Origin of the sequence: Oceanococcus atlanticus, from assembly GCF_002088235.1 — a bacterium.
GTDB classification, from domain to species: Bacteria; Pseudomonadota; Gammaproteobacteria; order Nevskiales; family Oceanococcaceae; genus Oceanococcus; species Oceanococcus atlanticus.
The window spans coordinates 136,326-162,511 of the sequence record NZ_AQQV01000002.1 but is presented as its reverse complement, the minus strand read 5'-3'; the positions used below and the strand labels follow the sequence as shown (position 1 = coordinate 162,511).

The 26,186-nt window shown below is 62.1% G+C and carries 20 protein-coding genes; 14 read left to right on the top strand and 6 right to left on the bottom strand.

Annotated elements, in window-relative coordinates; genetic code table 11:
- The first annotated feature begins 72 nt into the window (after window positions 1–72).
- From ATO7_RS07970 to ATO7_RS07945, 6 genes are all read left to right on the top strand, one after another.
- Window positions 73–429, top strand: a complete 357-nt coding sequence (locus ATO7_RS07970) for a YciI family protein (protein WP_083561160.1) — start codon at window positions 73–75, stop codon at window positions 427–429.
- 16 nt (window positions 430–445) lie between these two features.
- Window positions 446–859, top strand: coding sequence for a VOC family protein (locus tag ATO7_RS07965; protein ID WP_158523107.1), 414 nt, complete (start codon window positions 446–448; stop codon window positions 857–859).
- On the top strand, window positions 859–1,245 hold the full coding sequence (locus ATO7_RS07960) for a YciI family protein (RefSeq protein WP_083561158.1): 387 nt from the start codon (window positions 859–861) through the stop codon (window positions 1,243–1,245). The genes ATO7_RS07965 and ATO7_RS07960 overlap by 1 nt, the downstream gene beginning before the upstream one ends.
- Before the next feature lie 11 nt (window positions 1,246–1,256).
- The gene (locus ATO7_RS07955; protein ID WP_083561157.1) at window positions 1,257–1,616 is read left to right on the top strand and encodes a DUF1428 domain-containing protein; all 360 of its coding nucleotides are present in this window, start codon (window positions 1,257–1,259) and stop codon (window positions 1,614–1,616) included.
- Window positions 1,617–1,618: 2 nt separating this feature from the next.
- Window positions 1,619–2,893: an RNA polymerase sigma factor gene (locus ATO7_RS07950; RefSeq protein WP_206044845.1), complete on the top strand. Its 1,275-nt coding sequence runs from the start codon at window positions 1,619–1,621 to the stop codon at window positions 2,891–2,893.
- Window positions 2,894–2,991: 98 nt separating this feature from the next.
- Complete coding sequence (locus tag ATO7_RS07945; RefSeq protein WP_083561156.1) at window positions 2,992–4,323, top strand: nucleotide sugar dehydrogenase; 1,332 nt, start codon at window positions 2,992–2,994, stop codon at window positions 4,321–4,323.
- Here the strand turns inward: ATO7_RS07945 and ATO7_RS07940 are convergent, their stop codons facing one another.
- On the bottom strand, window positions 4,324–5,607 hold the full coding sequence (locus ATO7_RS07940; RefSeq protein ID WP_146680232.1) for an alkaline phosphatase PhoX: 1,284 nt from the start codon (window positions 5,605–5,607) through the stop codon (window positions 4,324–4,326).
- 141 nt (window positions 5,608–5,748) lie between these two features.
- Between ATO7_RS07940 and ATO7_RS07935 the strand changes: the two genes are divergently transcribed.
- Complete coding sequence (locus tag ATO7_RS07935) at window positions 5,749–7,440, top strand: glycerophosphodiester phosphodiesterase family protein (protein ID WP_206044844.1); 1,692 nt, start codon at window positions 5,749–5,751, stop codon at window positions 7,438–7,440.
- On the opposite strand, the gene ATO7_RS07930 is transcribed toward ATO7_RS07935, so the two are convergent.
- Window positions 7,433–9,778, bottom strand: coding sequence for an FN3 domain-containing metallophosphoesterase family protein (locus ATO7_RS07930; protein ID WP_083561154.1), 2,346 nt, complete (start codon window positions 9,776–9,778; stop codon window positions 7,433–7,435). The genes ATO7_RS07935 and ATO7_RS07930 overlap by 8 nt on opposite strands.
- Window positions 9,717–9,989: a hypothetical protein gene (locus ATO7_RS16950; protein WP_158523106.1), complete on the bottom strand. Its 273-nt coding sequence runs from the start codon at window positions 9,987–9,989 to the stop codon at window positions 9,717–9,719. Before ATO7_RS16950 ends, ATO7_RS07930 begins: the two co-directional genes overlap by 62 nt.
- Between ATO7_RS16950 and ATO7_RS07925 the strand changes: the two genes are divergently transcribed.
- Complete coding sequence (locus ATO7_RS07925; RefSeq protein ID WP_158523105.1) at window positions 9,988–11,130, top strand: glycerophosphodiester phosphodiesterase; 1,143 nt, start codon at window positions 9,988–9,990, stop codon at window positions 11,128–11,130. The genes ATO7_RS16950 and ATO7_RS07925 overlap by 2 nt on opposite strands.
- Window positions 11,131–11,184: 54 nt before the next feature.
- Here ATO7_RS07925 and ATO7_RS07920 read toward each other — a convergent pair whose 3' ends face one another.
- Window positions 11,185–12,036, bottom strand: coding sequence for a phosphatidylinositol-specific phospholipase C/glycerophosphodiester phosphodiesterase family protein (locus ATO7_RS07920; protein WP_083561152.1), 852 nt, complete (start codon window positions 12,034–12,036; stop codon window positions 11,185–11,187).
- 181 nt (window positions 12,037–12,217) lie between these two features.
- Between ATO7_RS07920 and ATO7_RS07915 the strand changes: the two genes are divergently transcribed.
- The 3 genes from ATO7_RS07915 to ATO7_RS07905 all read left to right on the top strand — a co-directional run bounded on the left by ATO7_RS07915 (window position 12,218) and on the right by ATO7_RS07905 (window position 19,578).
- Window positions 12,218–15,889 carry a choice-of-anchor I family protein gene (locus ATO7_RS07915; protein WP_083561151.1) on the top strand — a complete coding sequence of 1,224 codons (3,672 nt, stop codon included), beginning with the start codon at window positions 12,218–12,220 and terminating at the stop codon, window positions 15,887–15,889.
- 232 nt (window positions 15,890–16,121) lie between these two features.
- Window positions 16,122–16,409 carry a hypothetical protein gene (locus ATO7_RS07910; RefSeq protein WP_146680230.1) on the top strand — a complete coding sequence of 96 codons (288 nt, stop codon included), beginning with the start codon at window positions 16,122–16,124 and terminating at the stop codon, window positions 16,407–16,409.
- Window positions 16,410–16,518: 109 nt separating this feature from the next.
- The gene (locus tag ATO7_RS07905) at window positions 16,519–19,578 is read left to right on the top strand and encodes a protein kinase domain-containing protein (RefSeq protein ID WP_158523104.1); all 3,060 of its coding nucleotides are present in this window, start codon (window positions 16,519–16,521) and stop codon (window positions 19,576–19,578) included.
- 67 nt (window positions 19,579–19,645) lie between these two features.
- Here ATO7_RS07905 and ATO7_RS07900 read toward each other — a convergent pair whose 3' ends face one another.
- Complete coding sequence (locus tag ATO7_RS07900; protein ID WP_083561148.1) at window positions 19,646–23,020, bottom strand: immune inhibitor A domain-containing protein; 3,375 nt, start codon at window positions 23,018–23,020, stop codon at window positions 19,646–19,648.
- Window positions 23,021–23,141: 121 nt separating this feature from the next.
- Between ATO7_RS07900 and ATO7_RS07895 the strand changes: the two genes are divergently transcribed.
- Entirely contained in the window at window positions 23,142–23,336 is a 195-nt protein-coding gene (locus ATO7_RS07895; protein WP_083561147.1) for a DUF4169 family protein, read from the top strand.
- A gap of 44 nt (window positions 23,337–23,380) precedes the next feature.
- On the opposite strand, the gene ATO7_RS07890 is transcribed toward ATO7_RS07895, so the two are convergent.
- A complete protein-coding gene (locus ATO7_RS07890; protein ID WP_083561146.1) occupies window positions 23,381–23,983 on the bottom strand; it encodes an FMN-dependent NADH-azoreductase in 603 nt (200 codons plus the stop codon).
- 103 nt (window positions 23,984–24,086) lie between these two features.
- Here ATO7_RS07890 and ATO7_RS07885 point away from each other — a divergent pair, with 103 nt between their 5' ends.
- The gene (locus ATO7_RS07885) at window positions 24,087–24,989 is read left to right on the top strand and encodes a LysR family transcriptional regulator (protein ID WP_083561145.1); all 903 of its coding nucleotides are present in this window, start codon (window positions 24,087–24,089) and stop codon (window positions 24,987–24,989) included.
- An 84-nt stretch (window positions 24,990–25,073) separates the two neighbouring features.
- Window positions 25,074–26,087, top strand: coding sequence for a zinc-binding alcohol dehydrogenase family protein (locus ATO7_RS07880; RefSeq protein ID WP_083561144.1), 1,014 nt, complete (start codon window positions 25,074–25,076; stop codon window positions 26,085–26,087).
- Window positions 26,088–26,186 lie beyond the last annotated feature (99 nt).

Genomic DNA, 26,186 nt, shown 5'->3' with positions numbered 1-26,186 from the left:
TGTCGAAATCGTGTTCCCACGCTCGACCAGGGAGTGCGAATCGAATGAATTTCACATTGATCAGGGGGGTGTATGCGTTATCTGTGTCTGGTGTATGCCGAGGAAGCACGCTTGGCCGGGTTCGACGATGGAGAATGCGTCGCCTTTGACCAAGCAGTAAGAGACAACCGGCAATGTCTGGCCTCGGAAGCCTTGCAGTCGGTTACTACGGCAACCACCGTGCGGGTGCGTCAGGGCCAGGTCAGCGTCACTGATGGGCCGTTCGCCGAGACCAAGGAACAGCTTGCGGGGTTCTACCTGATTGAAGCCCGCGACCTGAATGAGGCGATACAGCTTGCCGCTCAAATTCCTCCGGCTCGCGTGGGTTGTATTGAGGTTCGACCGATTCGAGACTTACCCGGGCGCGATCGCGCAGGCGGGCAACTGTAATTACACGGGAGCACACATGACGCTGAGTCACTACATCAACTTTGACGGCAATTGCCGCGAGGCGTTTGCCTATTACCAGACCCATCTGGGGGCCAGCGCACCTCAGTTTTTGAGCTATGGCGAGGGACCGATAAGCGACACGCTGTCGCCGGCTGACCGCGAAAAAGTCATGCATGCGAGTATCACCATCCATGGTTTTGAGGTGGCCGGTACCGACGCGGTGACCGTACCCTATGTCGCACCTCATGGTATGCGCATTATTTTGAATGTTGAGCATGCCGATGAAGCACAGCGATTGTTCAGCGCATTGTCCGATCGTGGTCAGGTACTGATGGACCTGCATGAGACTTTCTGGGCCGTGGCTTTCGCGGTGGTCACTGACCGTTTCAATGTGCCGTGGACAATCAATTGCCCCAAGGAGGCCAACTGATGCGTTTCATGATGCTCATGATCCCCGGGGGCTACGCCGAGGCAGAACCTGGCACCATGCCGGAGCTTGAGGCGGTGGAAGCCATGACGGCCTACAACAAGGCTCTGGAAGAGGCCGGTGTACTGATCACGCTGGATGGACTGCATCCCCCGTCAATGGGCGCGCGTGTGTCGTTCTCATCTGGCCAGGCCAGCGTTACCGATGGTCCTTTTGCGGAGGCTAAGGAAGTGCTCGGCGGTTACTGGATGATTGAGGTGTCCTCGCGTGAAGAGGCCATCGAGTGGGCCCGGCGTTGCCCGGCCCGTGACAACGAAGTGATCGAGGTGCGTCAGGTGATGGATATGGACGATTTTCCACCCGATATTCAACACGCAGTATCCGGATAAAGGAGCGGTTCATGGGTAACTATGTCGACGGTTTTGTATTGGCTGTGCCGAAAGACAAGGTCGAGGAATACCGGCAGATGGCGACCTTGTGTGGCCAGGTGTGGAAGGACCACGGCGCCCTGTCGGTGGTCGAATGTCTGGCGGACGATGTACAGCCGGGCAAGCTGACCTCGTTTCCTCAGGCGGTGCAGTTGAAAGAGGGCGAATTGGTGGTGTTTTCCTGGATCACCTACGCCTCGCGAGCCGAGCGTGACCGCATCAACGAGGCGGTGATGAAGGATCCGCGCCTGAGTGAGATGAATGCACAGAATATGCCTTTTGACAGCATGCGCATGTTCTGGGGAGGCTTTACCAAGCTGGTTGAAATGTAGCGGTGCGATTGCCTGCAGATCACGCGCTGGTGCAGGCCGAAGTCGAGCGCGTCTATCGCGCCGATTCGCGCCGCGTTTTGGCCACCTTGATACGTCTGCTTGGTGATTTCGATCTTGCCGAAGAAGCACTGCATGATGCATTTGCGGCCGCTGTGGATCAGTGGCCGCGTGACGGCATTCCGGCCAGTCCGCGCGCTTGGCTGGTCTCTGCCGGGCGCTTCAAAGCGATAGATCGGGTCAGGCGCAGGGCACGCTTCGACAACGCACAAGAGGCGTTGGTGCAGCATCTTCAGGTGCAGCTTGAGCAGCCCGAAGCGGACGATTCGCGCAGCGTGGATGATGACCACCTGCGGCTGATCTTCATTTGCTGTCATCCGGCGCTGTCGCGTGATGCTCAGGTGGCTCTGACCTTGCGCGAGGTGTGCGGGCTGAGTACGGAAGAGATTGCCAGCGCTTATCTGAGCAAGCCGGCCACGCTGGCACAGCGGATTGTGCGCGCCAAAAGCAAGATTCGCAGCGCCCAGATTCCATATGAGATTCCCGCGCCGGCCGAGCTTTCTGAACGGCTGGGTTCGGTGTTGCAGGTGATTTACCTGGTCTTCAACGAAGGTTATTCGGCCAGCGCGGGACACCGATTGATGCGCCACGATCTGTGCGGTGAAGCCATTCGGCTTGGGCGTGAGGTTTATCAGCTGCTGCCCGAGCCCGAGGTTGGTGGTCTGCTCGCGCTGATGTTGCTCCATCAGGCGCGCGGTGCGGCGCGGGCTGATGCCCAGGGTGAACTGGTTCGTCTTGAGCAGCAGGACCGTACGCAGTGGGATCGCGCACAGATTGCTGAAGGGGTGGCGTTGGTCGAAGCCAGTTTTCGCAGTGGGCGGCTCGGGCCCTATGCGGTGCAGGCGGCCATCGCCGCATTGCATGCTGAGTCGGTCAGTTTTGAGGCCACCGATTGGCACGAGATTGTGGCCCTTTACGAGGTGTTGATGCGGCTGACACCGTCACCCGTTGTTGCGTTGAATCGCAGTGTGGCGCTGGCCATGCGCGATGGACCCGAGTGCGGACTGGCGCAGCTTGATCAAATCCTGGCCGGCGGAGAGCTTGGCGATTATCACCTGGCGCATGCGGCGCGCGCCGACTTGTTGACCCGGCTGGGGCGACATGATGACGCTCGTGCGGCCTACACGCAGGCGCTGGCCTTGGTGCAGCAGGAGCCCGAGCGACGTTTTCTGCAACGCCAGCTTGCCGCCTTGGATGCTGAATCGATGGTGCGACATTGAGATCGCACTGGCTGGCGCGTCGACAGGTTTGTGAAAACGCGGTGGCTTGCTGGAACAGGTCGGCGTAGCCAATACTGCGGCGCTGATTTGTCAGACACATGCGCGTGAATTCAACGGCTTCCAAACTCGACAGTTTCCTGCAGCGCTTGTCGCAGCCCGACCAGTTCACCCTCGGGGTGGTGGGGCTGGGCTATGTCGGGTTGCCGTTGATACTGCGCGCCGCGGAGGCCGGCTTGCGCACGCTGGGTCTGGACATTGATCCGGCCAAGGTCGACGACCTGCAGGCCGGGCGCAGCTATATCAAGCACATCGGTGATGCGCGTGTGCAGACCGCCCTGGGGCAGGGCTTGCAGGCCACCACCGATTTTGCACGGGCTGGCGAGGCCGATGCCTTGCTGATCTGTGTGCCGACGCCGCTGACGCGCAGCCGTGAGCCGGATCTGAGTTTCGTGATCTCCACCCTGGAGTCCCTGCTGCCGGCACTGCGGCCGGGGCAGTTGGTCGCGCTGGAAAGCACCACCTATCCAGGCACCACCGAGGAGGAGCTGCGCCCGCGCATCGAAGCGCAAGGCCTGCGTGTGGGTGAGGATGTGTTTCTGGTCTATTCGCCGGAACGTGAGGATCCGGGCAATCCGCAGTTCAACACGCGCACCATTCCCAAAATCGTGGGGGGCAGCAGCGCGGCCTGTCTGAGTGCCGGCGAGGCGCTGTATCGGCACCTGGTGGATGAGGTGGTCAGTGTGTCCTCAACCCGCGCGGCGGAGATGACCAAGCTGATGGAGAACATTCACCGTGCGGTGAACATCGGCCTGGTCAACGAAATGAAGATAGCGGCCGACCGCATGGGCCTGGACATCCACGAAATCATTTCCGCTGCGGCGACCAAGCCATTCGGTTTTGTCGCCTATCGGCCCGGGCCTGGCCTGGGCGGTCACTGCATTCCGATTGATCCGTTCTACCTGACCTGGAAAGCACGCGAGTACGGCGTGCACACGCGTTTCATCGAGCTGGCCGGGGAGATCAACTCGGCCATGCCGGCCTGGGTCATGCACAAGATCAGCGCGGCGCTGAATGATCAGGGCAAGCCGGTGCGCGGCAGCCGGGTGTTGGTGTTGGGGCTGGCCTACAAGAAAAACATCGACGACCTGCGTCACTCGCCGTCGGTGGAGATACTTGAGCTGCTGCGCGAGCAGGGCGCCGATTTCGCCTACAGCGACCCCTATGTGCCGGTGTTTCCGCGGTTGCGAGAACATCGTTTCGATCTGCGCCATGTGGAGCCCACGGCGCAGGAGCTGGCGCGCGCGGATGCCGTTGTGATCGCCACCGATCACGATGACTTCGATTACGCGGCGATCCGCACTCACGCCCGCTTGATTATCGATACGCGCGGCCGCTACAGCGAGCCAGCCGCGCATATCATCGCAGCCTGATCAGATCGCAACCGGCGTAACCAGATTCGCCGGCAGCGTGATCTCGTAGGTGATGCCGCCTTCGTCGTTGTCGCCGCGCTGCGAGCTGAAGTACAGGAAACGGCCATCCGGCGAGAACGCCGGGCCGGTCAGCTCGGAGCCGCTGTGGTGCACCTTGACCAACGTTTTCAGGCTGCGGTCCGGGGCGATCACAACCAGACGCAGGTCACCACGATCTTCGGCTACGATCACATCGCCGCTGCCCGAAACGGTGACGTTGTCGACCTCGAACAAGGGCGGCACCTCACCCTCCGTGACGGTCTGCGTGGCCAGGTCGTATACCAGTTCGACGGTTTCGTTGACCGTGTCGTATGCCCAGATCCGGCTGTCGCCCTTGGTCGAGAAATAGATGATGCCCTGGAAGTACCAGATGCCCTCGCCACCGTTGAACGGGGTGTAGCTGGTTTGCTGGCGCGTCGGGTTGCGTTCGGTCACCAGGCGCTGGCTGGGGTTGAGCGGGTTGATCAGCTCGAAGGTGTTGGCCGAGGGATCGTCGACCTTGTTCCAGATCACCTTGCTCGGCCCAGGCAACTGGTCGTCGATGACCTCGGCAATGTAGAGCTCGCCAGTGGCGAAGTCAGGGTATTGCGAGGGCACGCATTTGTAGAAGCCGCCATCACCGCGGTCTTCGGTCAGAAAGGCGGTCTGGTGCAATGGGTCGATGGCCACCGCTTCATGATTGTAGCGGCCCATGGCCGGCAGTTCGCGCTGCTCCAGCTCGCCGTACGGATCGCATTCGATGGCGTAGCCACCTTCGCTTTCTTCGCAGGTGATCCAGGTGCCCCACGGGGTCGGACCGCCGGCGCAGTTGTTGCGGGTGTTGGCGCAGATGGAGTACGCGTCGACGATGTTGGCATCCTTGTCGAAACGCAGCGCACCCACGCCGCCCGGGGTTTCTTCGCTGTTGGAGACATAGATCCAGCCGCCATCGCTGGTCGGGAAGGTGGCACCACCGTCCGGATCGACATGCCAGGTGTAGTTGCTGCCCGCGACCACCTCGCCGGTGCGGGCGATGATGCGCGAGCGAAAGCCCGGCGGCAGGGCGACCTTGTTCTCGTCCGGCGGCAGCAGATCGCCGATCTTGCCCAGTGAAGCGCCTAGCGCGCCGCTGGTGCCGCGGTCAGCACCGCAGCCATGCAGTGACAGACCCGAGGCGACCACGCCGGACAGCGTCAGCCCTTGTTGCAGCAGCCGGCGGCGTTGAGGGTCGGTCGGGGCGAGAGATTGCAGGTGTTTGAACAGCATCGGCGTAACGGTGAGTGAGAAACCAGTCACGATTGCACAGCAATATGAAAGCTTCGTGTCTGCGCCATCTGCCTGTCATCTGTGCACACTAGGCTTGCCGGCCTTTTGAGTTCGAACAATCGCATGCGTTTTAGGTTTTTGATGTCGACCGCTCTGGTCTGCGCGCTGCTTGCAGCATGTTCCGGCGGGCGTCTGGACAATGGCCTGGACCTGCGCGACAGCGCGCGCCAGGTGCCCATGGTTATCGCCCACCGTGGCTATTCCGCGATAGCGCCGGAGAACACCGCCAGCGCGGTCGAGTTGGCCGTGCTGGCCGGTGCTGATCTGATCGAGATCGATGTGCAGATGTCAGCCGATGGCCAGTTGGTGGTGATGCACGATACCACCCTGAGTCGCACCACTGATGCACCACGGCGTTATCCGCTGCGCGCGCCCTGGGAACTTGCGCGCTTCAGCAGCGCGGAAATCGCAACGCTGGATGCCGGCAGCTGGTTCGGTCTGCGCAAGGATCCGGGCAACTTCGCCTATGCCGGTGAACCGGTGCCCAATCTGGCGACCATACTTGAGTTGCTGCACGGACGCGCTGGCCTGCTGCTGGAAGTGAAGAGCCCTGCGTTGTATCCGGGCATCGAACTGGCGATCGCTGAGGCCCTGGAGCAGGCGGGCTGGGTGGTCGATGGCCAGCCCATGCAACGCCTGATGGTTCAGTCGTTCGACTGGGACGCCATGGCCACCTATGCAGCGCTGCATCCGCAGGTGCCGGTCGGCCTGCTGGGCAATCCGCCACAGGATGAAGCGCGTTGGGCCGAAGTGGCCCGTTATGCCGATGCCATCAACCCCAGTCACAGTCAGGTTGATCAGGCGCTGGTGGACGAGATCCACCGGCGTGGCTTCGCCATCAGCGTGTACACGGTGAATGAGGCAGCGCGCATGCAGGCGCTTATCGAGATGGGGGTGGACGGCATCATCACCGATCAGCCCGAGCGTTTGCATGCGCTTGTTCATGGCGGCGCAGTGGCGCGTGGTGAGTTCAGCCTGGCCAGCGCGGACATCAGCGAGCTCAGCGGTATGGCCCGCAGCCAGCGTTTTGCCGGTGTGTACTGGGGCCACAACGACTCCGGCGACCGTGCGCGGGTGTTTGCTTTCGACGGCACCGGTCGCGATCTTGGTGCGGTCAACCTGCCCGGCGCCTTCGCGGTGGATTGGGAGGACATGAGCAGCTTTACCAGCGATGGCGAGGCCTGGCTGCTGCTGGCTGACGTGGGCGATAACAGCGCGCTGCGGCGTCAGGTTCGTCTGCACATCATGCGCGAGCCTGCGGCGCCGCCTTACAGTGGTTCACAGCGTGACTACCGCAGTCTCAGCGTGACCTATCCGGATGGCCCTCGCGACTGCGAGGGCGTGGCGGTGGATGCGCAGGAATCCGCGATCTACCTGCTGAGCAAGCGCGACCCGTACCCACGCCTGTACCGTGTGCCGCTGCATGCCGGAAGCGTCGTGCCGATCGAAGCCGAATTTGTTGGCGAAGTCACCAGCCTGCCGCTTCCAGCCAGCGGCCAGCGCGCCGAAGTGGGTGAAATCACCGAGGTCTCTCCCACCGCATTCGAGTTCAGCGCCGATGGGCGCAGCGCCCTGATCGTGACCCTGGACAAGAGCTATCGTTACCGCCGCGCCCCCGGGCAAAGCTGGCTGGATGCACTCAACCAGCCGCCACAGGTTATTGATGTGCCGGATTATCCGCAGATCGAGGCCGGAACCTTTGCCGACCGTGGCAATGCCATTGTGATCGGCAGCGAAGGTCATCCGGCCGCGCTGTACGCGACCACTAATTGATGCGCAGGGCGGGGATGTCCTTTTTCGGCTTGATAGCCATGCCGTTGCCCGGACTGAGTTTGGGCAATGGCGTCGAGATGGCCCCGCCGCTAACGCTGAACAAGCGGATGTCGTCGAAGAACGCGTCGCCCTCCAGACCGTCCTGACGCAGCCCGGTCAGCTCAACGCGCGCGGTGGTGGCCGTGTGCGGAATCGCCAGCGAAGTGCGCTGGCGCAGCCATTGCCCGCTCTGATTGATGATCGGCTTGGCCGTGGCAAGCGTCTGGCCCTGAGCGTCAAGCACCTGCAGGCGGGCGCTGGGCACATCCCACTTGCTCGCATTGCGCAGCGCCAGGTCCAACACCAGCAGACTGTCAGGCGGCAGTTGCAGAGCGCTTAAATCCACACTTTGACTGGCCACGCTGTAGTCGAACGCGTCGCTGTCCTCCAGGGTGTCGACGCAGCCGCCCAGGGCAAACCAGTGTGCGCCCTGGGTGGGCAGGATCGAGGCGCACAGGGCTGGCGGTGCGCGCAGCAGGGCGGGCAGAGCGCTGAGGCTGTTGAGCGCTTCGAGCCGTCCACGCTCGACCTGCCAGCCCTCGATGCCTGCTTCGGCATCGCCGTTGATGATCAGATTGGCGCTGGGCGCGGCGGCTTCGACCACAAAGCAATGATCGTCGGAGAAGGGCGACCAGGCCCAGTGTTCGTCGCGAAAGCGCACGCGCCAGCAGTAGACGCCATTGGGCAGATAGGCGACGCGCCAGGCATCCACGCTGATCCCGGCATTGAGGTCCTCGCGAAACCATTCGTTGCGCGCTCGGGTTTCGTTGCCCCACAGGTCCAGGATGGCCTGATCGTAGCGCTGCGATGCACGCCGCAGCTGCCAGTGGGCTTCGAGCAGGCTGTCGCCGTCGGGGTCGGTGTACGCCGCCTGCAGCAGGACATCGGCGCTGTTCACACGGGCACCCGGCGAGCGGGCCTGGGGTGTGTGCGGGGGCTGATTGTCGCCGCCAATCGTTAGTGCGTCGCGGTCGCTGCTGGGTTCAAAGGCGTCGGCGTAATCCGCATGATCGTCGCCGCCGGTGCGGCGCTCGGTGCGGATCCACGGCGCACCGCGGGTGCTGAATTCGAGGATCGAATAGCCGTATTCATCCCAGGTCGATTCAAACTCATCGTAGTCGGCCTGGGCGTAATCGCCCCAGTCGTCGATGCGACCGCCAGCGCTGGCGGCGTTCATCCACAGATGAGCCGCATCACGCGACTGCCCGCGGCTGTAGCCATGGGTGTGGCCAAACAGATGACCGCTGATGATCCCGGTGTCAGCCGAAAAACGTTCCAGAGCTTCGACAAAGTGGCACACCTGCAGGCTTTCGCCGGGAATCCACAGTTCCGATTTGCACGGCGCGTGGATGCCCATGAACAGGTAGTTCACGCTCTGGTCGCTGCGCGTGTCGGCGAGTGCTTTGCGGAAGAACAGCTCCTGTTCCAGCAGCTGGGTGGCGCCACTTTGCACGGTCAGGTTGGATTGCATGCCGAGAAAACGGAAATTGAGATAGTCCACCTGATACCACTCCTCGGCGTGGCCGGCCGAGCCGTTGCCCGGCGGCGCGGCGTAGTACAGGTAGTTGCTCAGGGCGTAGTCGTGATTGCCGATGATCATGAGCTGCGGCAAGTAGCGGAACAGACTGTCGCCGACGGCAAAGTATTCCTCGCGCCACTGGGTGATGTTGTCGCCATCGTCGACCAGGTCGCCAGTGATGATGATGCCGGCGAAGCGTTCCACGCAGGTCAGCACATCGCCGTCGCAATCGCGCCGGATGACGCCGTGCTCGAAGACCCGGGTCAGCCAGTCCGGATTGTTGCCCTGGATGTCCGAGATCACGATGAAGCGGCCTTGGCTGACGCCATCCCCGGCCTGAGGCCAGCTCTTGAAGCGCATCGGCGGGGTGGCGCCGGCGGCGGTGATGACGCGGTATTCGTAGGTGGTGTTGGAATCCAGCCCGTTCAGGCGCGCCGCATACACGGTCTGGCCCTGATCGGTGCCGGCATCCAGATTGAGTCGGTTGATGGATTCAGGCGTGGCGCTGACCGCGCTCCAGGCGGTGCTGCCGAGCACCCGATATTCCACCGCCATGGTGTCGCCCCGCGCGCTGTCTTCGGGTTCGAACATGACGGTCATGTGGTGCGGGCCCGGGTTTTGAAGATACGGATTGACCAGGAAACCCTGCAACGGCGGCACGCTGAGTGCAGGTGGCTGATCGTCGTCGCTCAGCGCCGGCAAGCTTGCAGAGAGGGACTCACGTCCGCCCTGGCAGCCAGCCAGACTCAACAGCATCACCATCACGATCCATTGCCGCATGCCACAGCTCCCGCAAAAAGCCGCGCATGATCAACAGCCTGCGTAACAGCTTGATGACAATTCCAAGGAAGGTGTAGCGCGCATCTGTGCCGGATAGGGCGGGTGTTGCTTGTTGCTGTCGCCTGGATTTGGCCGGATCAGGGTGGATGTCATCAAAGCGTAAGTTGGGTGCTGCATACTTCGGTGTTGCTCTGCTCACCACAACAATCATGAACCGAATAGTCTGCGCGGCGCTTGGCGTCGTCCTGTTTCCTGTTGCTGCATTGGCCCAAGTCGCGACGCCGCTCGGCCCTCAGCTCAACATCGCGCACCGCGGCGCGTCTGCCTATGCCCCCGAGCACACCTTCTATGCCTATGATCTGGCTATGGAAATGGACGTCGACATGCTCGAGTGCGACCTGTTCCTGACCCGTGACGAGGTTCCGGTGTGCATCCACGACACCACGGTGGATCGGACCTCGGATGGCAGCGGCACGGTGGAAAGTTTCACCTTGGCGGAGCTGCGCGAGTTGGATTTTGGTGGTTGGTTCGATCCGGCCTTCAGCGGTGCGCAGATCGTGCCGTTCGAAGAGCAGCTGGATTGTTACCTGCGCCACAACGGTCGCATGCGATTCCACGTCGAGACCAAGGACTCGGCCGGCGGACGCGCCGAGGAAGTGCTGGTTGAGGTGTTGCGCCGCAAGGGTTTGCTGGACACCGGTGATCTGCACACCTCAACCATCCTCATGCAGAGCTTTGATGCCGCCAGTCTGGAGCGGATCAAAGCACTGGCTCCAAGCCTGCCCACGGCGTTTCTGTTTGCCGTGCCAACCAGCGGTCCGGCGTTGCTGTGGTATCTGACCGGCTCGGGCGCCGACTACATCGACGCGATGGCCCCGAACATGGCGGTGCTGCAGCTCGATCCGCTGGTGGTCCAACGTTTCCACGCTGCCGGTCACGACGTGCATGTGTGGACTGTCAATGATCGCGAAACCATGGACAGTGCGCTTGAGATGGGCGTGGACGGTGTTTTCACCAATAACCCGGATGTGCTGCGCGCGGCCATTGATGAGCGGGGCACTGGCAGCAGTGTTGAGGAACGCGCCAATCCGCTCGAGTTCGAACGCGGCTGCCCGGGCGTGGCCGGCCGGGTGGTCTCCAACCAGGGGCCGGGTGATGTGTGGGCGCCCTCGCCACAGGATCGTGGTGTGGTGTTGGTGGCTGCGGCCGGTGAGTCGCCTGTTGACGAGCCGCCGCAAACCAAGCTGCCCGCCACCGATGGAGTCGGATCTGTCCGCGGCGGTGCGCTGGATTTGGCTTGGTTGGTTCTGATGCTGCTGGCCTTTAGCCGCCACCTCGGGGCGCGGCGTTAGCATGCAGCTGTAACGTGTGAGCGCCGCTGCGGCCTGTATGGCGTGGCGGCCCGCTCAGTCGCGCGGGGCCTGGTTTCGCAGAAACTGGGCCAGGCCGGCCAGATCATCCGTGTTGATGTGGTCTACACCCAGGTCATAGAGCACTTGCCATAGCGCCGTGCGCGCGGGGCCCGCGGCGTCCGGTGTGTTCCAGAAGCGCAGCCGATAGCCGTACAGATGCGCGCTGTTGATGGTCTGCTGCAGGTTGTCGTATTCATCCGCGGGCATGGCGCCTTCGCCACGCCAGTCAAAATGATTGGCCCAGTTGTCGCTGATCAGCGGCATCAGGTCATTGGGCGGTGGCGCATCCAGGTCGCTCAGGCGCCCGTCAATGAAGGCCAGTCGCTGTCCCGCGCTCGCCAGTGTCTGGGTTGGTCGGTTACCAGAGATCACCACGCTGACCCAACCTTCGACAATGCGCCCGTTTTCGAACCGGGTCAGGTAGCTTGCGTAAGGTTGCAGGGCCGCATCCAGCGCGCGCCAGGTTGATTCAGCCGATGATTTGAAGTCGATCAGCAATTGCAGCGGTCGATCCTGACCAGATTGCAGTGCTCCCAGCGTATCGATGCGCTGACGTATCGGTTCCAGATAGAGCGTACGCAAGGTGCGCCCAGGACGGATGTCATTGATGTCATGTGCAACGTACAAGGCGTCGCCGAGCAACGGGAAGGCGAAAACATCAGCCTCTATGCTCATGAAGCCATGCTCCAGCGCGTCCAGTAGCGGGCGCTCGTGCAGGTAGTCGTTGTGCGCATGAGCTTGATGAAGCGGCTCATCGGTAAAGCCGACGAATTGATCTGAGCTTTCGCGACCACCACAAGCGGTGATCGCAAGCACAGCACCGAGCGAAAGGATTGAACGCAGCATGGGCCATTCAGGACGAGATCGGAGTGGCAGTTTGTCAGCTGCGCGTGAAAACCCGGTGACAACGATGCAGGTGTCACAAAACGTTCAAAGGACTGTCACCGCAGCGTCTTTCTGCTCCGAAAAACTGCCGGTTTGCGGGCCTCACGGGCTCGTCAGTTTTGTGCATGACAGGGAGTGAAGCATGAGTTCGAACTGGCGTTCAGGGTTGATGACCCTGGCGGTGGCAAGCCTCGCAATCGCGGGCTGCAACAATGAAAGTTATGTCGTTGATCAGCCCACAGAGCCGACAGCGAAGCCCGTACCCACGGCACGGCCGACCCAGGCTCCAACACCGAGCCCCACGTCGACGCCCAGTGCGACACCAACCCCGGCGCCGCAGACTTTCAAACTGCAGTTGCTGCATTTCGCCGATGTGGACGGCCCCGGTGGTGCAGATGATGTGCGCGGTTTCTCCGCTTTGGTTGACGGATTCCGCAGCCAGATGCCGGACAACACCCTGGTTCTGAGTTCCGGCGATAACTGGATTCCTGGCCCGGAATACTTTGCCGCTGAGGACAGTCGTCTGGATGATGTCCTGGGTGGCAGCGATGCGGCCGGTATCGGCCGCGCCCACGTCGCCTGGCTGAATGCGCTGGGCGTGCAGGCCTCGGTGGTCGGCAATCATGAGCTGGATCAGTCACCCAGCGCTTTTGCCGGCATCATCGCCGCGGATGGCAACTGGCCGGGTGCCCAGTTCCCGTATCTGTCGGCCAATATTGATTTCGCCGCCGATGCCGCCACGGCTGGCCTGCTTGTGGCCGACGCTGGCCCGGCGCAGCCGGGTACGCTGAGCGGCAGCGTAACCCTGATGGTGGATGGCGAGACCATTGGCGTGGTTGGTGCCTCCACACCGACCTTGCCGGCCATCACCAGCGTGGGCGGCCTGGGCGTGCGTCCGGCTGACCACACCGATATCGACAGCCTGGCCACGATCATTCAGACCCACGTCAATGCCCTGCGCAATGGCGGTGTCGACAAGATCATCGTGCTGGCGCACATGCAGCAGATCGCGGTGGAAAAACAGCTGGCAGGTTTGCTGCGCGGTGTAGATGTGATCGTCGCCGGTGGCTCAAACACCATTCTGGCCGACAGCAACGACAGCCTGCGCAGCGGCGACACGGCGGCTGACACCTATCCCTTGCAGATGAGCTCAGCCAGTGGCGAACCGGTGCTGGTGGTCAACACCAACGGTGATTTCACCTATCTCGGCCGTCTGGTCGTCGAGTTTGACCAGGATGGCGTGATCGTCACCGACAATCTGGATCCAGCTCTTAACGGTGCCTGGCGCAGTGACCAGTTGCCGCAGGCCAGCTTCCAGGCCTTGCCTGCGATCGAGGCGATCACCGACCCGCTGGAAACGGTGCTGCAGGACAAGGACGGGAACGTGTTTGGCTTGACCAGCGTATTCCTGGAAGGTCGTCGCGCGCTGGTGCGCAGCGAAGAGACCAATCTGGGTAATCTCACGGCCGACGCCAACCTGTGGTACGCCCGTCACACCGACGATGAGGTTTTGGTCTCGCTCAAGAACGGGGGTGGTATTCGGGCCGAGGTCGGTCTGGTGCTGCAGCCGCCGGGCACCAGTGACCCGCAGGACGTGCAGTATCTGCCGCCGCAGGCCAATGCGTCATCCGGCAAACCGCAAGGTGGGGTATCGCAACTTGACCTGGAAACCGCCCTGCGTTTCAACAACGGTCTGGTCACCCTGAGTGTGACCGGGGCGGAGCTGGCCGACATCATCGAGCATGGCGTGTCGGGGGCCGATGTTGGGGCCACGCCGGGCAGCTTCCCGCAGGTTGGTGGGGTTCGCTTCAGCTTTGATCCGTCGCAGCCGGCGCGTGATGCCGGTGATACCAACCGCGGCGCGGCCATGGTGCCGAGCCGGGTGCGCAATCTGGCCGTGGTGGATGATTCCGGCGCGGTAATTGCACAGATCATTGTTGACGGCGCTTTGCAGAATGACGCGGCGAGTCAGAGCTTCCGTCTGGTCACCCTGAATTTTATCGCTCAGGGCTGCATTGAAGATGCCAGCGCCAGCTGCGGTGACGGTTACCCCTACAAGGGTCTGAGCGCCCCAGCCATGATTGATCTGAGCGATGCCGGCAACGATCCGGGCGCGACTGATTTTTCCGCCACCGGCGGCGAGCAGGATGCCCTGGCCGAGTACCTCATGGCGTTCTTCGCCGAAGTGCCCTACGACATGGCGGAAACCCCGGCGGCCGACGATCTGCGCATTCAGAATCTGGACAGCGTGGCGGCGGATCGCGTGCACGCACTGCCGACCAAAGGCGGGCTGGCGCTGCTCGGCAGCTACATGAACCCCGCTGCCGGGTTTGACGAGGGTGCGGCGGAGATCGTGGCTTTTCACGCCGCCAGTGAACGTCTGTTTGTTATCAACGCGCAGGCCGGCCAGGTCGACGTGCTGGATATCAGCAATCCGGCCGCGCCGAGCCTGGACACCACGCTGGATCCGGTCGCCGATGTTGGTGGGGCTGCGGATGGCGTCAACAGCGTGGCGGTTGGCGGTGATCTGATCGCTGCTGCGGTGGAGTTCGACCCGGCGACCAGCAATGGTCACGTGGCCTTCTACAGCGCAACCGATTTCAGCTTTATCGCCAGTTACGAAGTGGGTGCGCTGCCCGATGCGGTGACTTTTGCGCCCGACGGCATGACTGCGCTGGTGGCCAATGAAGGCGAAGCGCCGGCCGATCCCAATGACGGCGACTTGCGCGATTTTGCCAATGATGTGCCCGGCAGCATAAGCCTGGTGGATCTGAGCAACGGCGCAGCCAATGCCTCCGTGACCACGCTGGATTTCAGTGCGTTCAACGCCGCAGGCCCGCGTGCTGGCGACCTGCCGGATGAGGTGCGTATCGAGCCGGCTGCGACGTCGGTGGCCAACGATATCGAGCCGGAGTACATCGCGGTCAGCGAAGACAGCAGCACGGCGTTCGTGTCCTTGCAGGAGAACAACGCCATTGCGGTCATCGACATCGCCACGGCGACGATCTCGCAGATCATCGCGCTGGGGCTGAAAGATCATGGCCTGATGGCCAACGCGCTGGATGCCAGCGATGACGACGAGGTGCTGATCGAGCCGGAGCCGGGCGTTTTTGGCCTGCACATGCCCGATGGCATCGCCACCTTCATGCAGGGCGGCACGCACTATGTGCTGACCGCCAACGAAGGCGACTCGCGCGACGACGTGGACGAGTGCGGTTACGACGATTTCGCCAATCTTGACGGCGTGCTCGCCGGGCGGGCGGCTGATGTTGATCTGGGACGTCTCGACTTCATCTGCAATCAGCAGCGCGACACGGACAACGATGGCGACATCGACCAGCTTGTGTCGTTCGGCGCACGCTCCTTCTCGGTGGTGAGTAGCGAAGGTGTGGTGGCCGACAGCGGTGATGATTTTGAACGTGTGACGGCGCATCTGGACCTGATCGACGGCCGCGTGGTGTTCAACGCCAGCAATGACAACAACACGCGCCAGAATCGCAGCGACAACAAGGGGCCGGAACCCGAAACAGTGGTCGCCGCGCGCGTCGGCGAGCGCATCTATGCCTTCATCGGTCTGGAGCGCACCGGCGGGATCATGTTGTACGACGTGACTAACCCGCGTTTGCCGCGCTTCATGAATTACGTCAACAACCGTGATTTCAGTGAAGATCCGGAAACCGGCACGCCGGGCGATCTGGGGCCGGAAGGTATCGTCTTCATTCCTGCGGCCGACAGCCCCAACGGCATGGATCTGCTTGCTGTGGGCAACGAGATCAGCGGAACCACATCGCTGTACAGCGTCAGTTTCGACTAGTCAGTAAACCCAGACTGTGCCCCCGCCACCTTCCGGTCGCGGGGGCTTTCTTTTAAGGCTGAAAACTTGGCGAAAACGCCTGTGGTTGGGCCATTTCAGAAATATTTAAGAAATCTTTGCGGAATCTCTCAAGCCCTGCAGGGCGTTGGAAGAGCAATCTGGCCACAGCTTGGCGGCGGGTGATGCACGCATCGACCGCAGCCTGTTCCAGAGTTCACAAGGAGATTTCAAAATGCGTACGACTATCAAAGTTATTGTGGCATCACTGGGGCTGCTGGCGCTGCAAGGCGCGGCTGCTGCAGAGGGTCAAGATCAGAACAGAGCGCTGTATCACTCGATTGCGGTGCAGGGTGATCAGGCCTTGCTCGACATTCGGGCCTCAGTCGTGGGTTCGATTGCCCCATCCATGAATCAGCAGATGGCGGCGTCGCTGGCGCAACTGGCAGTGGCGGACGAACCGAACCACGCGCAGCAGGTCGATGCTGATGGTGACCTCACGGCCATGGCCTTGGGGCACTGAATCCGTTTTTCGGACCTATGCGTTTGAGCCGCGTGAGTATGCGCTGGTGAAAGGCTTAGCTAGACTTGATCTCCCGGCCGGCGATGCGCTGGCAAGTTGCGAGATTGACATGGCCGTCACAGGCGGAGAAACGTCACCGGTGCGGTGGCGCTTTGCCAATGCAGAATACAACGAACGCAATCATGAATTGATGGTTGCGGGTTCGCCCGTCGCGCTGGAAGCCAAGCCCCTGGAAGTGCTGCTTTGCCTGCTGCGCGCAGAGGGCGAGCTGGTCACCAAGCAAGAACTGTTCGACACCGTATGGGCAGGCCGCGTGGTCACCGACGGGGTTTTGTCACAAGCCATCCGGCGTATCCGTGAAGTCCTCGGCGACACCGATCGCAGCATGCTGCGCACGGTGCACGGCTATGGCTTTCGACTGGACGTGCCGATTGAAATTGAAGGTCGGGATGATCCCGGTACGCGGCTTCAGCTGGAAGCCGGGCAAACCCTGCCAAATCTGCCCAACTGGGTGTTGGACCAGCGCTTGCAAACCCGACCGGCCAATGAGCTGTGGCGTATACGCCACGCCCAAAGTGGTCAGTTCAGGGTGGTCAAACTGGCCTTGGACGAGCGCGCGCAGCGGGCCCTGATGCGTGAGGTCACGCTGAACAAGGTCTTGCGCGCGGAGCTGGGCGACGATGCGCCCCTGGTGCCGTTGCTGGAATGGCAGTTCGAGACCAGCCCGGCGTGGATACAGATGCCGTGGTACGACATGGGCAGCCTGGCCGACTGGTTGCTTTCCATGGGTGGCCCGCGGGCGCTGGCCTTGCCGGATCGTTTGAAGATCGTGGCGGACGCGGCTGAAGCGCTGGCCAAGGCGCACGCGCTGGGTGTGATGCACAAGGACATCAAGCCCGGCAATCTGATGGTTGAGTGGCGCGCCGGCGAAGCGCGGCTGCTGATGTGCGATTTCGGCAGCGGCACGGTCAAGAGCCGTGAACGCCTGGAGGAGGCCGGCGTAACGGTGATGGGTTTCACCAAATCCGTTCACATGGATTCCTCGACCAGTGGAACACCGGCCTATATGGCGCCGGAAGTGCTCAAAGGCGGCGTGTTTTCCGAGCAATCCGACGTTTTTGCGCTCGGGGTGTTGCTGTATCAGCTGGTGATCGGCGATTTGAATGAGCCAATGGCCCCCGGCTGGGAAGAGGATGTCGCCGACAGCGGGCTGCGCGACATCATTGCCGAGGCCTGTGCCGGCAAGCCGGCGCGGCGCATTGCCAATATGGCCAGTCTGGCGCAGCGCATCCGCGCCTGGACGCCCGAGGATGACACGCAAGTCGCCGCGTCGGATGGCGTGGCAGCACAGCCCCAGCGGACCCGGTCACCTTATCTTCGTGGCGCGGCGCTTGGTGTGCTTGTGCTGTTGGCCGCGTTTTGGCTGTGGCGCAACATCCACGTCACCATCATCGCGGAGGATGATGCTTCGGATGCGGCTCAGCTGGTGGCCAGCGACGATCGAAGAGTGGCGATTCTGGCCTTTGATCTGCTCGGCCTGGACAGTCAGACCCAAACAGTTATGGGCGGCCTGCAGGATGCCCTGATTGCCGATCTGGCCAGTCTTTCCGGTATCCGCCTTGTGCATGGGCAGAATTTGTCCATGTTGGGTCTGGCCGATGCCCCGGCCCGCCAGATCGGACGTGCACTCAAAGCCGATCAGTTGATTCGTGGTTCGGTGCAGCAGTCGGGTGAGCAACTGCGGGTCAATTTGCAGATCGTTGATGCAAATCGTGACGAGGCGATCTGGGGGCAGGCTATTCAGGGCGACAGGGGCGATCTGTTTTCGGTTCAGGCGGATATTGCGCGGGCTCTGGCTTCGGCGCTGGGCACGCAGCATTCGCCGTCCGGCGGGCAATCCGTCAACAACCAGGCGTATGAGGCCTATCTTGCCGCGTTGTCGTTGTGGAATCAGGGCGATAGCAAAAGTGATGCGCTCGCCGATGAACTTGAACGTGCGCTGCAGCTGGATCCGAATTTCATCGACGCACATTTGCTGGCGCTGCTCAAAGCCGCCAGAGATTACTGGTTTTCGTCATCCTCGCGTGATGATTCCGAGGGGCGTATCGCGCTGCACCTTGCCGCCCTTGAGCGTTTGAATACACCCCCGGTCAAGCTCGCCACCGCTCGCGCTGTGTGGCGCTACTATCTCGAGCACGACCCCGCCGGTGGGTTGGAAATTCTTGCGCCGTTTCGACGCCAACTTGTGCGCAACACCGAGTCAGCCATGTCCTATGCCTATATGCTCAGACGTGTGGGTCGGGTGGATGAGGCGCTGGTCATCCTTGATCAGATCATGGATCAGGATCCGTTAGCTATTGTGCCGCTGGATACCAAGGCCGAGCTGCTTGGCTTTCAGGGCAAGGGTAGGGAAGCTATCGCACTGTTGCAGCAGGTAGCCAGCCGCTTTCCAGACCGCGATGTGGCGAAGATCAAAATGGCCAAAATCGGCTATCAACTGACCGGTGAAGTTGGGTTCTTGCGGCGCATTCGTGAGCTGATGGTGCAGAGCGACCATTACAAGGGCATGGTGTACTTCCTTGACCTGGAAATTGCCCGGCGCGAGGGGGATCTGGCAGCGATCCGCAAGCTTGCGCGTAGCTTCAGCGGCAAGGACATGTTCAACTCCGGCCACGGTCGTGAACCCTGGGAGCTTGCTGTTGCCTGGGCGCTGTACATCGGGCAGGCACCGCGTGAGGAGGTGAACGCGCTGGCCCGAGTTGCGCTGGATAAAATCCAGCGCTGGCGTGAGGAATCCGACAGCACGTCCAGACGCAGCACCATGGCGCAGGTGTTGGCCTTGCTCGGCCGGACCGAAGAGGCGCTGGCTTTGAGCGCGCAGGTGGAAGCTGAATACCCGTTCGAGCGCGATCAGCTGGAAGCAGCAGGCTATGTTCTGGAAAGCGCCGGCATCCACGCCTTTGTCGGTGATGAGGCCGGCGCGCTTGAACGCCTTAAAAAGGTCGCCGCGTCGAGCGAGTACAGCATGATCATGTGCAGTATCCCGTATGAAATCGCCACCCAGGGCATCTGGCAGCTCCCTGCTGCGCAAGCCTTTGTTAAGCAACAGTGTGAAGCGGTGTGGGAGCGCAATCGGCGCGAGCTGGCGCCATTGCTGGCCGAACTGTAGCGGCGGTCAGCCCATCCTGGGCGCATAAAAAAGCCCCCGATCGGGGGCTTTTTCAGTTGAGCCTGTTTTAGCGTTTGCGCGCGCGGCGCAGCCACGCCAGCGTGAATAGCAGCAACAGCCAACCTGCAGGAAGGGCGCCGCCACGAGTGGCGATCAGGCCTGAGCGCGGGCGCTCGCCATCGGCCGAATCCGCAGGTACCGAACGTGCCGAATTGTCCGCACGGCCATAGGTGAAGGGCACGCAGCCTTCACCGGCGCTGATGCGAACGCTGGCACTCAGATCATTGTCCAGCTGCACGCTCTGTTCGCCGCTCATGCCCAGCACATCCACTTCCAGACAGTTGTAGGCAAACTCCCAGCGCCCGGATGCGCTGTCCGGATCAGCGAAGTTGTCCAGCCAGGTGCTGAAGTCGGAGAAGTGGTTGTCGCCGTCATTCGCGGTAAAGGCCGAATCGGCACAATCGCTGCCGCAGTCGCCACCCTCCACCGGGGTGGAGTCGATGTAGTGCTGGCCCGGATGGCTGGACACCCCGTTGTTGCCGTAGCTGTAGCTTTCATCGGTGTATTCGATGAACAGGCCGGCATCCCAGTCCATGGCGCCGCGGTCGGCCTGGCCGTAGCCTTCGAAGTCAAAGCTGGCCCGGTCGCGCAGTTCGATGTAGTAGCCATGGTCGGCCGGGTTGCCTTCCGCCGAAGAGATGTTGTTCCAGCCTGCGGTGCAGAAGGCCGAGGTGGCGAAGTTTTCGTCACAGCCGCCCGGGTAGTAACGCCCGCGCTGCGGGCCCGATTCATGATCGCTGGCGAACAGCACCTCGCCATTGACCAGCACCTCGACATCGTCAATGAACCAGCCCGGACGATCAAATGCGGCGTCGGTGTAGTAGCTGAAACGCACCGTGGTGCTGGTGCCGGCAAAGGCGCTGAGATCGTATTCATCGTCGATGAAAGGCGAACCGTCCTCATAGGTGCTGGGACGCGACAGCCCGCTGGGGCCACCATTGGCATAGGTGCCGGATTGGCCGGTGAGGCCGTTGTCGAGGCTGTCCAGACATTCGCTGCCATTGGGATTGGTGCCGTTGGCGGTGGAATAGCCGTTGGCTGACGGCAGCGAGGTGTAGGTCTGACCACCGTCCTGGGTGACCAGCAAGAAGCCGTAGTCCCAGTCCCACTCGATGTCCCAGGACGATTTGAAGCGCAGGGTGATCTCGGCGCCGGTGGGCACGTCGGCCAGCTCGGGCAGATACAGATCCAGGTTGTGACCGGCGGTGGGCGAGCAGCCGAACTCGTTGCCGCGACCGGAGTACCAGACGCGTTCGCCGGACGCTTGCGAGGCCACCTTGTCAGGGTCGATCAGTATGCGTCCGGGCATCTTGACCGCGTAGGCCTGGCCGTTGCGGATATTCTGGTCGCCATTGGCGGCCGACAGCACGTAGGGCGTGCCATCCGGGGTTTGCCAGTGAATCTCGCCGGTGTCTTTCTTGATTTCACTGAACGCGCTGACCTCGACGGTTTCGCCGGGCTGCAGGAACTGCGGTACCACCCAGCCCATTTCCTGCTTGCCGAAGATGGTCATGTGCTGGCCGTAGTCCGAGGCCATTAGGTTCATGGTGCCGTAGGCGTCGAAATCGGTGCCCGAGTTGTAGAAGTCCGGCAGGCCGAGGTGATGGCCGTATTCATGGCTGATCACCGAGGCCGCTTCGAATGCGGTTTCGGGGTTCACGTTGTAAGGGCCAACGCGCACGTAGACCGGCAGCTCATCAAGACCGGGGCCGCCATCGGCGGCACAGTCGGCGAACTCGTCATAGCCGGTGTCCAGCCAGCATTGCGGCACTTCGCTGAGGCTTTTCAGCTGGTCATCCGAGACGTAGCCACGCAGACCGGTTTCGGCCTGGGCGTAGTAGAACTCCAGCGAGGAGGAGTGCGGCCAGATGTTGTCGGTCAGTGGCAGCGGGTTGAGCGAGCAGCCGCCCACAACGCCAAGCTGGGACCCGCCGTTGCCGCCGCAACCGGCGAACACCATCATGAAGAAGTCGACCACACCATCCTTGTCGGAGTCGAAAGCGTTGTAGTCGATTTCCGGGTCGGCAATCTGGGCGGCGTCGTACACGGCCTTGCCGGTCGGGCCGCAGGCATCATCGATGTTGCCGGCAATCGGCAGCGGCACCCCGGCAAGCAGGGTATAGGGGAAAATCGGGCTGTCCCAGCCGTAGTAATGCAGCTGCCCGGGCAGCTGATACCAGCCGTCGACAATGCGTTCCGGCAGCAGCGGTGAACCGATCAGCGCCGGGGTGTCGCCCAGGGTGATGGCCGGGCACACGCGGTCCGTCTGATTGCGCTGTGCTTTGGTGAAATCAAAGCCGTGCTCGTAATCCCAGCCGGCGCTGGCAATGCCCGCCGAGGGCACGGTGCCGTAGGGGAACAGCTGGCCATAGGACATTTCCTGATACAGGTTGAAGGTCGAGCCGGGGTAATCGGGATCGTTGACCACGGTGTCGAGAACCGAGGCCTGGCTGTCAGGACTGTGTTTGCCGAGGATCGGGTCAAGATAATCGACCAGCACCATGGGGAACGGTTTGTCGCCGAAGCGGGCGGATTCGAAGCTGCTCTGCGGTGGGATGACCTTGGGACCATGGGTGGCGGAACTCAGCGTCAGGCCATCACTGCTCAAGCTCGCGGTGACTGAGAGGTCTTTCCACACCACCCGCGGGTCTTGCTCCAGCGAGGCGGCCTGGGCTTCAACCACCAGCGTGGCCGATTGTCCGGCCTCCAGCAGCGCCAGGCTCCAGTCCACCTGCGTGCTGGTGCTGCTGACCGTGCCGCTATCACCCAGACTCAGCGCTTTGGTGAAGCTGACTGATGGCACGGCCGGAATCGACACCTTCAGATTTTCGACCGCGGCCTGGGTGTTGTTGCTCAGGCGCACGCGAAACGGATAGGTCTCGCCGGGTTTGACCCAGCCGGTGGAGGAGACATAGCTGGCGTGCAGGGTCAGGCTCATGTCTTCGGCTTTGGTGATATCGAAACGTCCGGCCACCGCAGCACTGGTTGCGGCATCAAGATCCTCGGCATCGACGATGTAGGCGGCGTAGCGGCCCGGCGCCAGATCCTGGGTCGCAGTCGCCGGCAGTGTCAGCGCGTAGGCGCCGGTGTCATCCGAGGTGTAGGGGCCGTAACGGCCCAGGGTTTCGCCATCCGGGCCATGCAGTTCAAGGTGGAAACGCGTGGCGCGACCATCCAGCAGCAGGGTCTGGGCCAGGAAAACCCCCAGCTGACCGCTCAGGCGCGGTTGCTCGCCGGGTAAAAAGCCCTGCCGGCGCGGGGCTTCGATCGCCGCGGCGCGTGCGAAGACGCTGTCGCCCAGTGTAGGTGCATCCTGTGCCCAGGACGGTGACAGACATGCAAGGCATAGCAACACAGCCGTGCTGCGACGGAAGCTGAACATACGGTTATCCCCCAAAGACGAACCAGACTTCAATCAATCATTGTATACGCCAAGCAACAACCGGGCCGATTGTCCCGGTGGCGTAAACTGGGTCTTCGTCAGGCGTTCGGACATTCAGCGAATGAGTAAGGTCACCAACCTGCGGCAGTTTCGCAAACGCAAGGCCAGGCTGCTCAAGGACGAGCGGGCTGCCGAAAACCGTGTGCGTTTCGGGCGGGCGCGGGCTCAGCGAGAGCAGGACGAAACGACGCGCCAGCGCGATGAGGACAAGCTCGATCAGCACCGTCGCGAGCCGCCGTCGGCCGACTCCGAATAGAGGAGCGCGACGGGCCGTAGCCCGCCGGCCCCGGGGGGAGACGATCAGGCGGCGAGGCGCTGGATTTCGTCGTGCGCCTTGTTCAGCGCAGCGTCCTTGGCATCCGCGCTGATGTTCAGCCCTTCGGCATACACGAATTCCACATCATCAATGCCGATGAAAGCCAGGAAGTGGCGGATGTAATCGGACTGGGTGTCGAGCGGGGTGCCGGCGTAGAGCCCGCCGCGGGCTGCAAACACGTACACCTTTTTGTTGCGCAGCAAACCTTCGGGGCCGTTTTCGGTGTAGCGGAAGGTCACTCCATTGCGCGCGACGTGATCGATATAGGCCTTGAGCTGGCTGGGTACACCGAAGTTGTACAGCGGCAGGCCCATGACAATCACGTCGGCCTGCTGCAATTCCCGGATCAGCGCGTCGGAGTAGTCGACGATGGCTTGCTGCTCGGCACTGCGTGCTTCAGGGGCGGCCAGGAAGGCCGAGAAACGCTGGGCGTCCAGGTGTGGCACCGGTTCGCTGGCCAGGTCGCGGGTCACGACTGCGCTGTCCGGATGGCTGGCCTGCCACTGCCGAACAAACTGATTGGCAAGCTGGCTCGACTGGCCCTGGTCGGAAAACAGGCTGGTGTTGATTTGGAGCAAAGTGGTCATCGCGCATCTCCTGTGCTGGCGAACTGTGCGATGATTAAACAATCAAAATAACAGATAAAAAAGACAAATAATCTGGCTTAAACAATCAGTATATTGGATATATATGCATCCCAAAATCACCCTTGAGCAGTGGCGCGCGCTGGTCGCCGTGGTGGACGCCGGTGGCTACGCACAGGCGGCGCAGAGCCTGCACAAGAGCCAGTCGGCGGTGACCTACGCGGTGCAGAAACTCGAAGCCGTGCTCGGTATTGCCGTGTTCGAGGTGCAGGGACGCAAGGCGGTGCTGACCACGGCCGGGCGGCAGTTGTACCAGCAGGCCCGCACCTTGCTGGAGGAAGCGGTGGGCCTGGAGCAGGTCGCCGATGCGCTGGCTCAGGGCTGGGAAGCGCAGATCCGCATCGCTGCGGAAGTCATTTTCCCGACCTGGCTGCTGCTCAGCGCGATGGATCTGTTTGCCCGCGACAGTCCCAGCACGCGCATCGAACTGACCGAGTCGGTGATGGGTGGGACGTCCGAAGCCCTGCTCACCGGTCAGGTGGATCTCGCCGTGGCGCCGGTGGTGCCCCCGGGCTTTCACGGCAATGTGCTGATGCAGATGCGGGTGCTGCCGGTGGCCCATCCGGATCATCCGCTGCATCGTCTGTCGCGGCCGCTGCGTCTGAGCGATCTGCGTCAGCACCGTCATATCGTGGTGCGAGACACCGGCAGCACGCGCGAAACCACCGCCCTGACCATCGAGGCCAAACAACGCTGGACCGTGAGCAACATGGCCACCTCCATCCACGCCCTGTGTCAGGGCTATGGTTTTGCCTGGATGGTGGAGGACAAGATTCACAAAGAATTGCGCAGCGGGCAGCTCAAACCCTTGCCGCTGGACGGCCAGGAGCGGGTGGTGACCATGTATCTGATCGTGGCCCAGCCGCAGCGTTGCGGGCGCGGGGTCAAGCGCTTTGCCGAGCTGCTGCGCGAGCACGTAGGGCAGGCCTGCGAGCTGGTCAGAGCCTGAGCCTGCGTACTGCGCCGCAGGGTTACCGGTTTGCCCGGCTCAGGCTCTAGAGTAGGCAGCCCCAAGCCCTAGCGGAGCACCTTCATGAAAGCCGTCGCCCTGATTCAGCATCTGCCGATTGACCATCCCGAAGCGCTGCTTGATCTGGATATGCCGAAGCCCGAGCCGGGTGCGCGGGATCTGCTGGTCTCGGTTCGCGCGGTTTCGGTCAATCCGGTAGATACCAAAGTGCGCGCCGCAGGCCAGACGCGCGAAGATCCGCCGCGCGTGCTGGGCTTTGATGCCAGCGGCGTGGTCGAAGCGGTAGGCGAAGAGGTCAGCCTGTTTCGACCCGGCGATGAGGTCTACTACGCCGGTGACATCACTCGGCCGGGTTCCAATGCCGAGTTCCAGCTGGTCGATGAGCGCATCGTCGGCCGCAAGCCGGCCAGTCTGAGCTTTGCCCAGGCTGCCGCGCTGCCGCTCACGGCCATCACCGCCTACGAGGCATTCTTTGATCGCCTGAAGATCGATCGAGATGGCGCCGATGCTGGACAGTCGCTGCTCATCATTGGCGCCAGTGGCGGTGTTGGCTCCATCGGTATCCAGCTGGCCAAGCAGGCTGGCCTCAAGGTCATCGCCACGGCCTCGCGCGCGCTCACCATCGACTGGGTGCGCGAGCTGGGCGCAGATCATGTGGTCAATCATCGGGAGCCGCTGGTCGAGCAGGTGCGGGCACTGGGCCTGCGCTTTGTCGATCACATTGCGGTGTTCAACGACATGCACCACTGGGATGAAGCGGTGGAGCTGATCCGTCCGCAAGGCGGCATCGTGACCATCGATGAAACCCATCTGCCGACGGCCATGGACAAAATGAAGACCAAAGCGGCCAGCCTGCACTGGGAGTTCATGTTTGCCCGGGCCATGTTTCAAACCCCTGACATGATTGAGCAGCACCATTTGCTCAATCACATTGCCGAGCAGATTGATGCCGGGCACCTGCGCACCACGCTCACGGATGTGCGTTCACCGATCAACGCGCACAACCTGCGCGCGGCCCACCGCGCGGTGGAGTCAGAAACGCTGCATGGCAAGATCGTGCTCAGCGACTTCGCCTGAAAGTGGCCGTGGCTGTCGCCGGTCCGGGCGCAGGCGCAGGATGCATAGTGTTGAGCAATCTCTAATATTTATAAATACAATTTAAAAACAAAATAATAT

What these genes read in the sequence shown, in the direction of transcription:
- ATO7_RS07885 (WP_083561145.1), top strand. Translation starts at nt 24,087, where the DNA reads ATGCATCCCAAAATCACCCTTGAGCAGTGGCGCGCGCTGGTCGCCGTG.
- ATO7_RS07905 (WP_158523104.1), top strand. Translation starts at nt 16,519, where the DNA reads ATGGCCGTCACAGGCGGAGAAACGTCACCGGTGCGGTGGCGCTTTGCC.
- ATO7_RS07900 (WP_083561148.1), bottom strand. Translation starts at nt 23,020, where the DNA reads ATGTTCAGCTTCCGTCGCAGCACGGCTGTGTTGCTATGCCTTGCATGT.
- ATO7_RS07915 (WP_083561151.1), top strand. Translation starts at nt 12,218, where the DNA reads ATGAGTTCGAACTGGCGTTCAGGGTTGATGACCCTGGCGGTGGCAAGC.
- ATO7_RS07925 (WP_158523105.1), top strand. Translation starts at nt 9,988, where the DNA reads ATGAACCGAATAGTCTGCGCGGCGCTTGGCGTCGTCCTGTTTCCTGTT.
- ATO7_RS07960 (WP_083561158.1), top strand. Translation starts at nt 859, where the DNA reads ATGCGTTTCATGATGCTCATGATCCCCGGGGGCTACGCCGAGGCAGAA.
- ATO7_RS16950 (WP_158523106.1), bottom strand. Translation starts at nt 9,989, where the DNA reads ATGATTGTTGTGGTGAGCAGAGCAACACCGAAGTATGCAGCACCCAAC.
- ATO7_RS07930 (WP_083561154.1), bottom strand. Translation starts at nt 9,778, where the DNA reads ATGCGGCAATGGATCGTGATGGTGATGCTGTTGAGTCTGGCTGGCTGC.
- ATO7_RS07940 (WP_146680232.1), bottom strand. Translation starts at nt 5,607, where the DNA reads ATGCTGTTCAAACACCTGCAATCTCTCGCCCCGACCGACCCTCAACGC.
- ATO7_RS07955 (WP_083561157.1), top strand. Translation starts at nt 1,257, where the DNA reads ATGGGTAACTATGTCGACGGTTTTGTATTGGCTGTGCCGAAAGACAAG.
- ATO7_RS07945 (WP_083561156.1), top strand. Translation starts at nt 2,992, where the DNA reads ATGCGCGTGAATTCAACGGCTTCCAAACTCGACAGTTTCCTGCAGCGC.
- ATO7_RS07920 (WP_083561152.1), bottom strand. Translation starts at nt 12,036, where the DNA reads ATGCTGCGTTCAATCCTTTCGCTCGGTGCTGTGCTTGCGATCACCGCT.
- ATO7_RS07910 (WP_146680230.1), top strand. Translation starts at nt 16,122, where the DNA reads ATGCGTACGACTATCAAAGTTATTGTGGCATCACTGGGGCTGCTGGCG.
- ATO7_RS07890 (WP_083561146.1), bottom strand. Translation starts at nt 23,983, where the DNA reads ATGACCACTTTGCTCCAAATCAACACCAGCCTGTTTTCCGACCAGGGC.
- ATO7_RS07880 (WP_083561144.1), top strand. Translation starts at nt 25,074, where the DNA reads ATGAAAGCCGTCGCCCTGATTCAGCATCTGCCGATTGACCATCCCGAA.
- ATO7_RS07935 (WP_206044844.1), top strand. Translation starts at nt 5,749, where the DNA reads ATGTCGACCGCTCTGGTCTGCGCGCTGCTTGCAGCATGTTCCGGCGGG.
- ATO7_RS07970 (WP_083561160.1), top strand. Translation starts at nt 73, where the DNA reads ATGCGTTATCTGTGTCTGGTGTATGCCGAGGAAGCACGCTTGGCCGGG.
- ATO7_RS07895 (WP_083561147.1), top strand. Translation starts at nt 23,142, where the DNA reads ATGAGTAAGGTCACCAACCTGCGGCAGTTTCGCAAACGCAAGGCCAGG.
- ATO7_RS07965 (WP_158523107.1), top strand. Translation starts at nt 446, where the DNA reads ATGACGCTGAGTCACTACATCAACTTTGACGGCAATTGCCGCGAGGCG.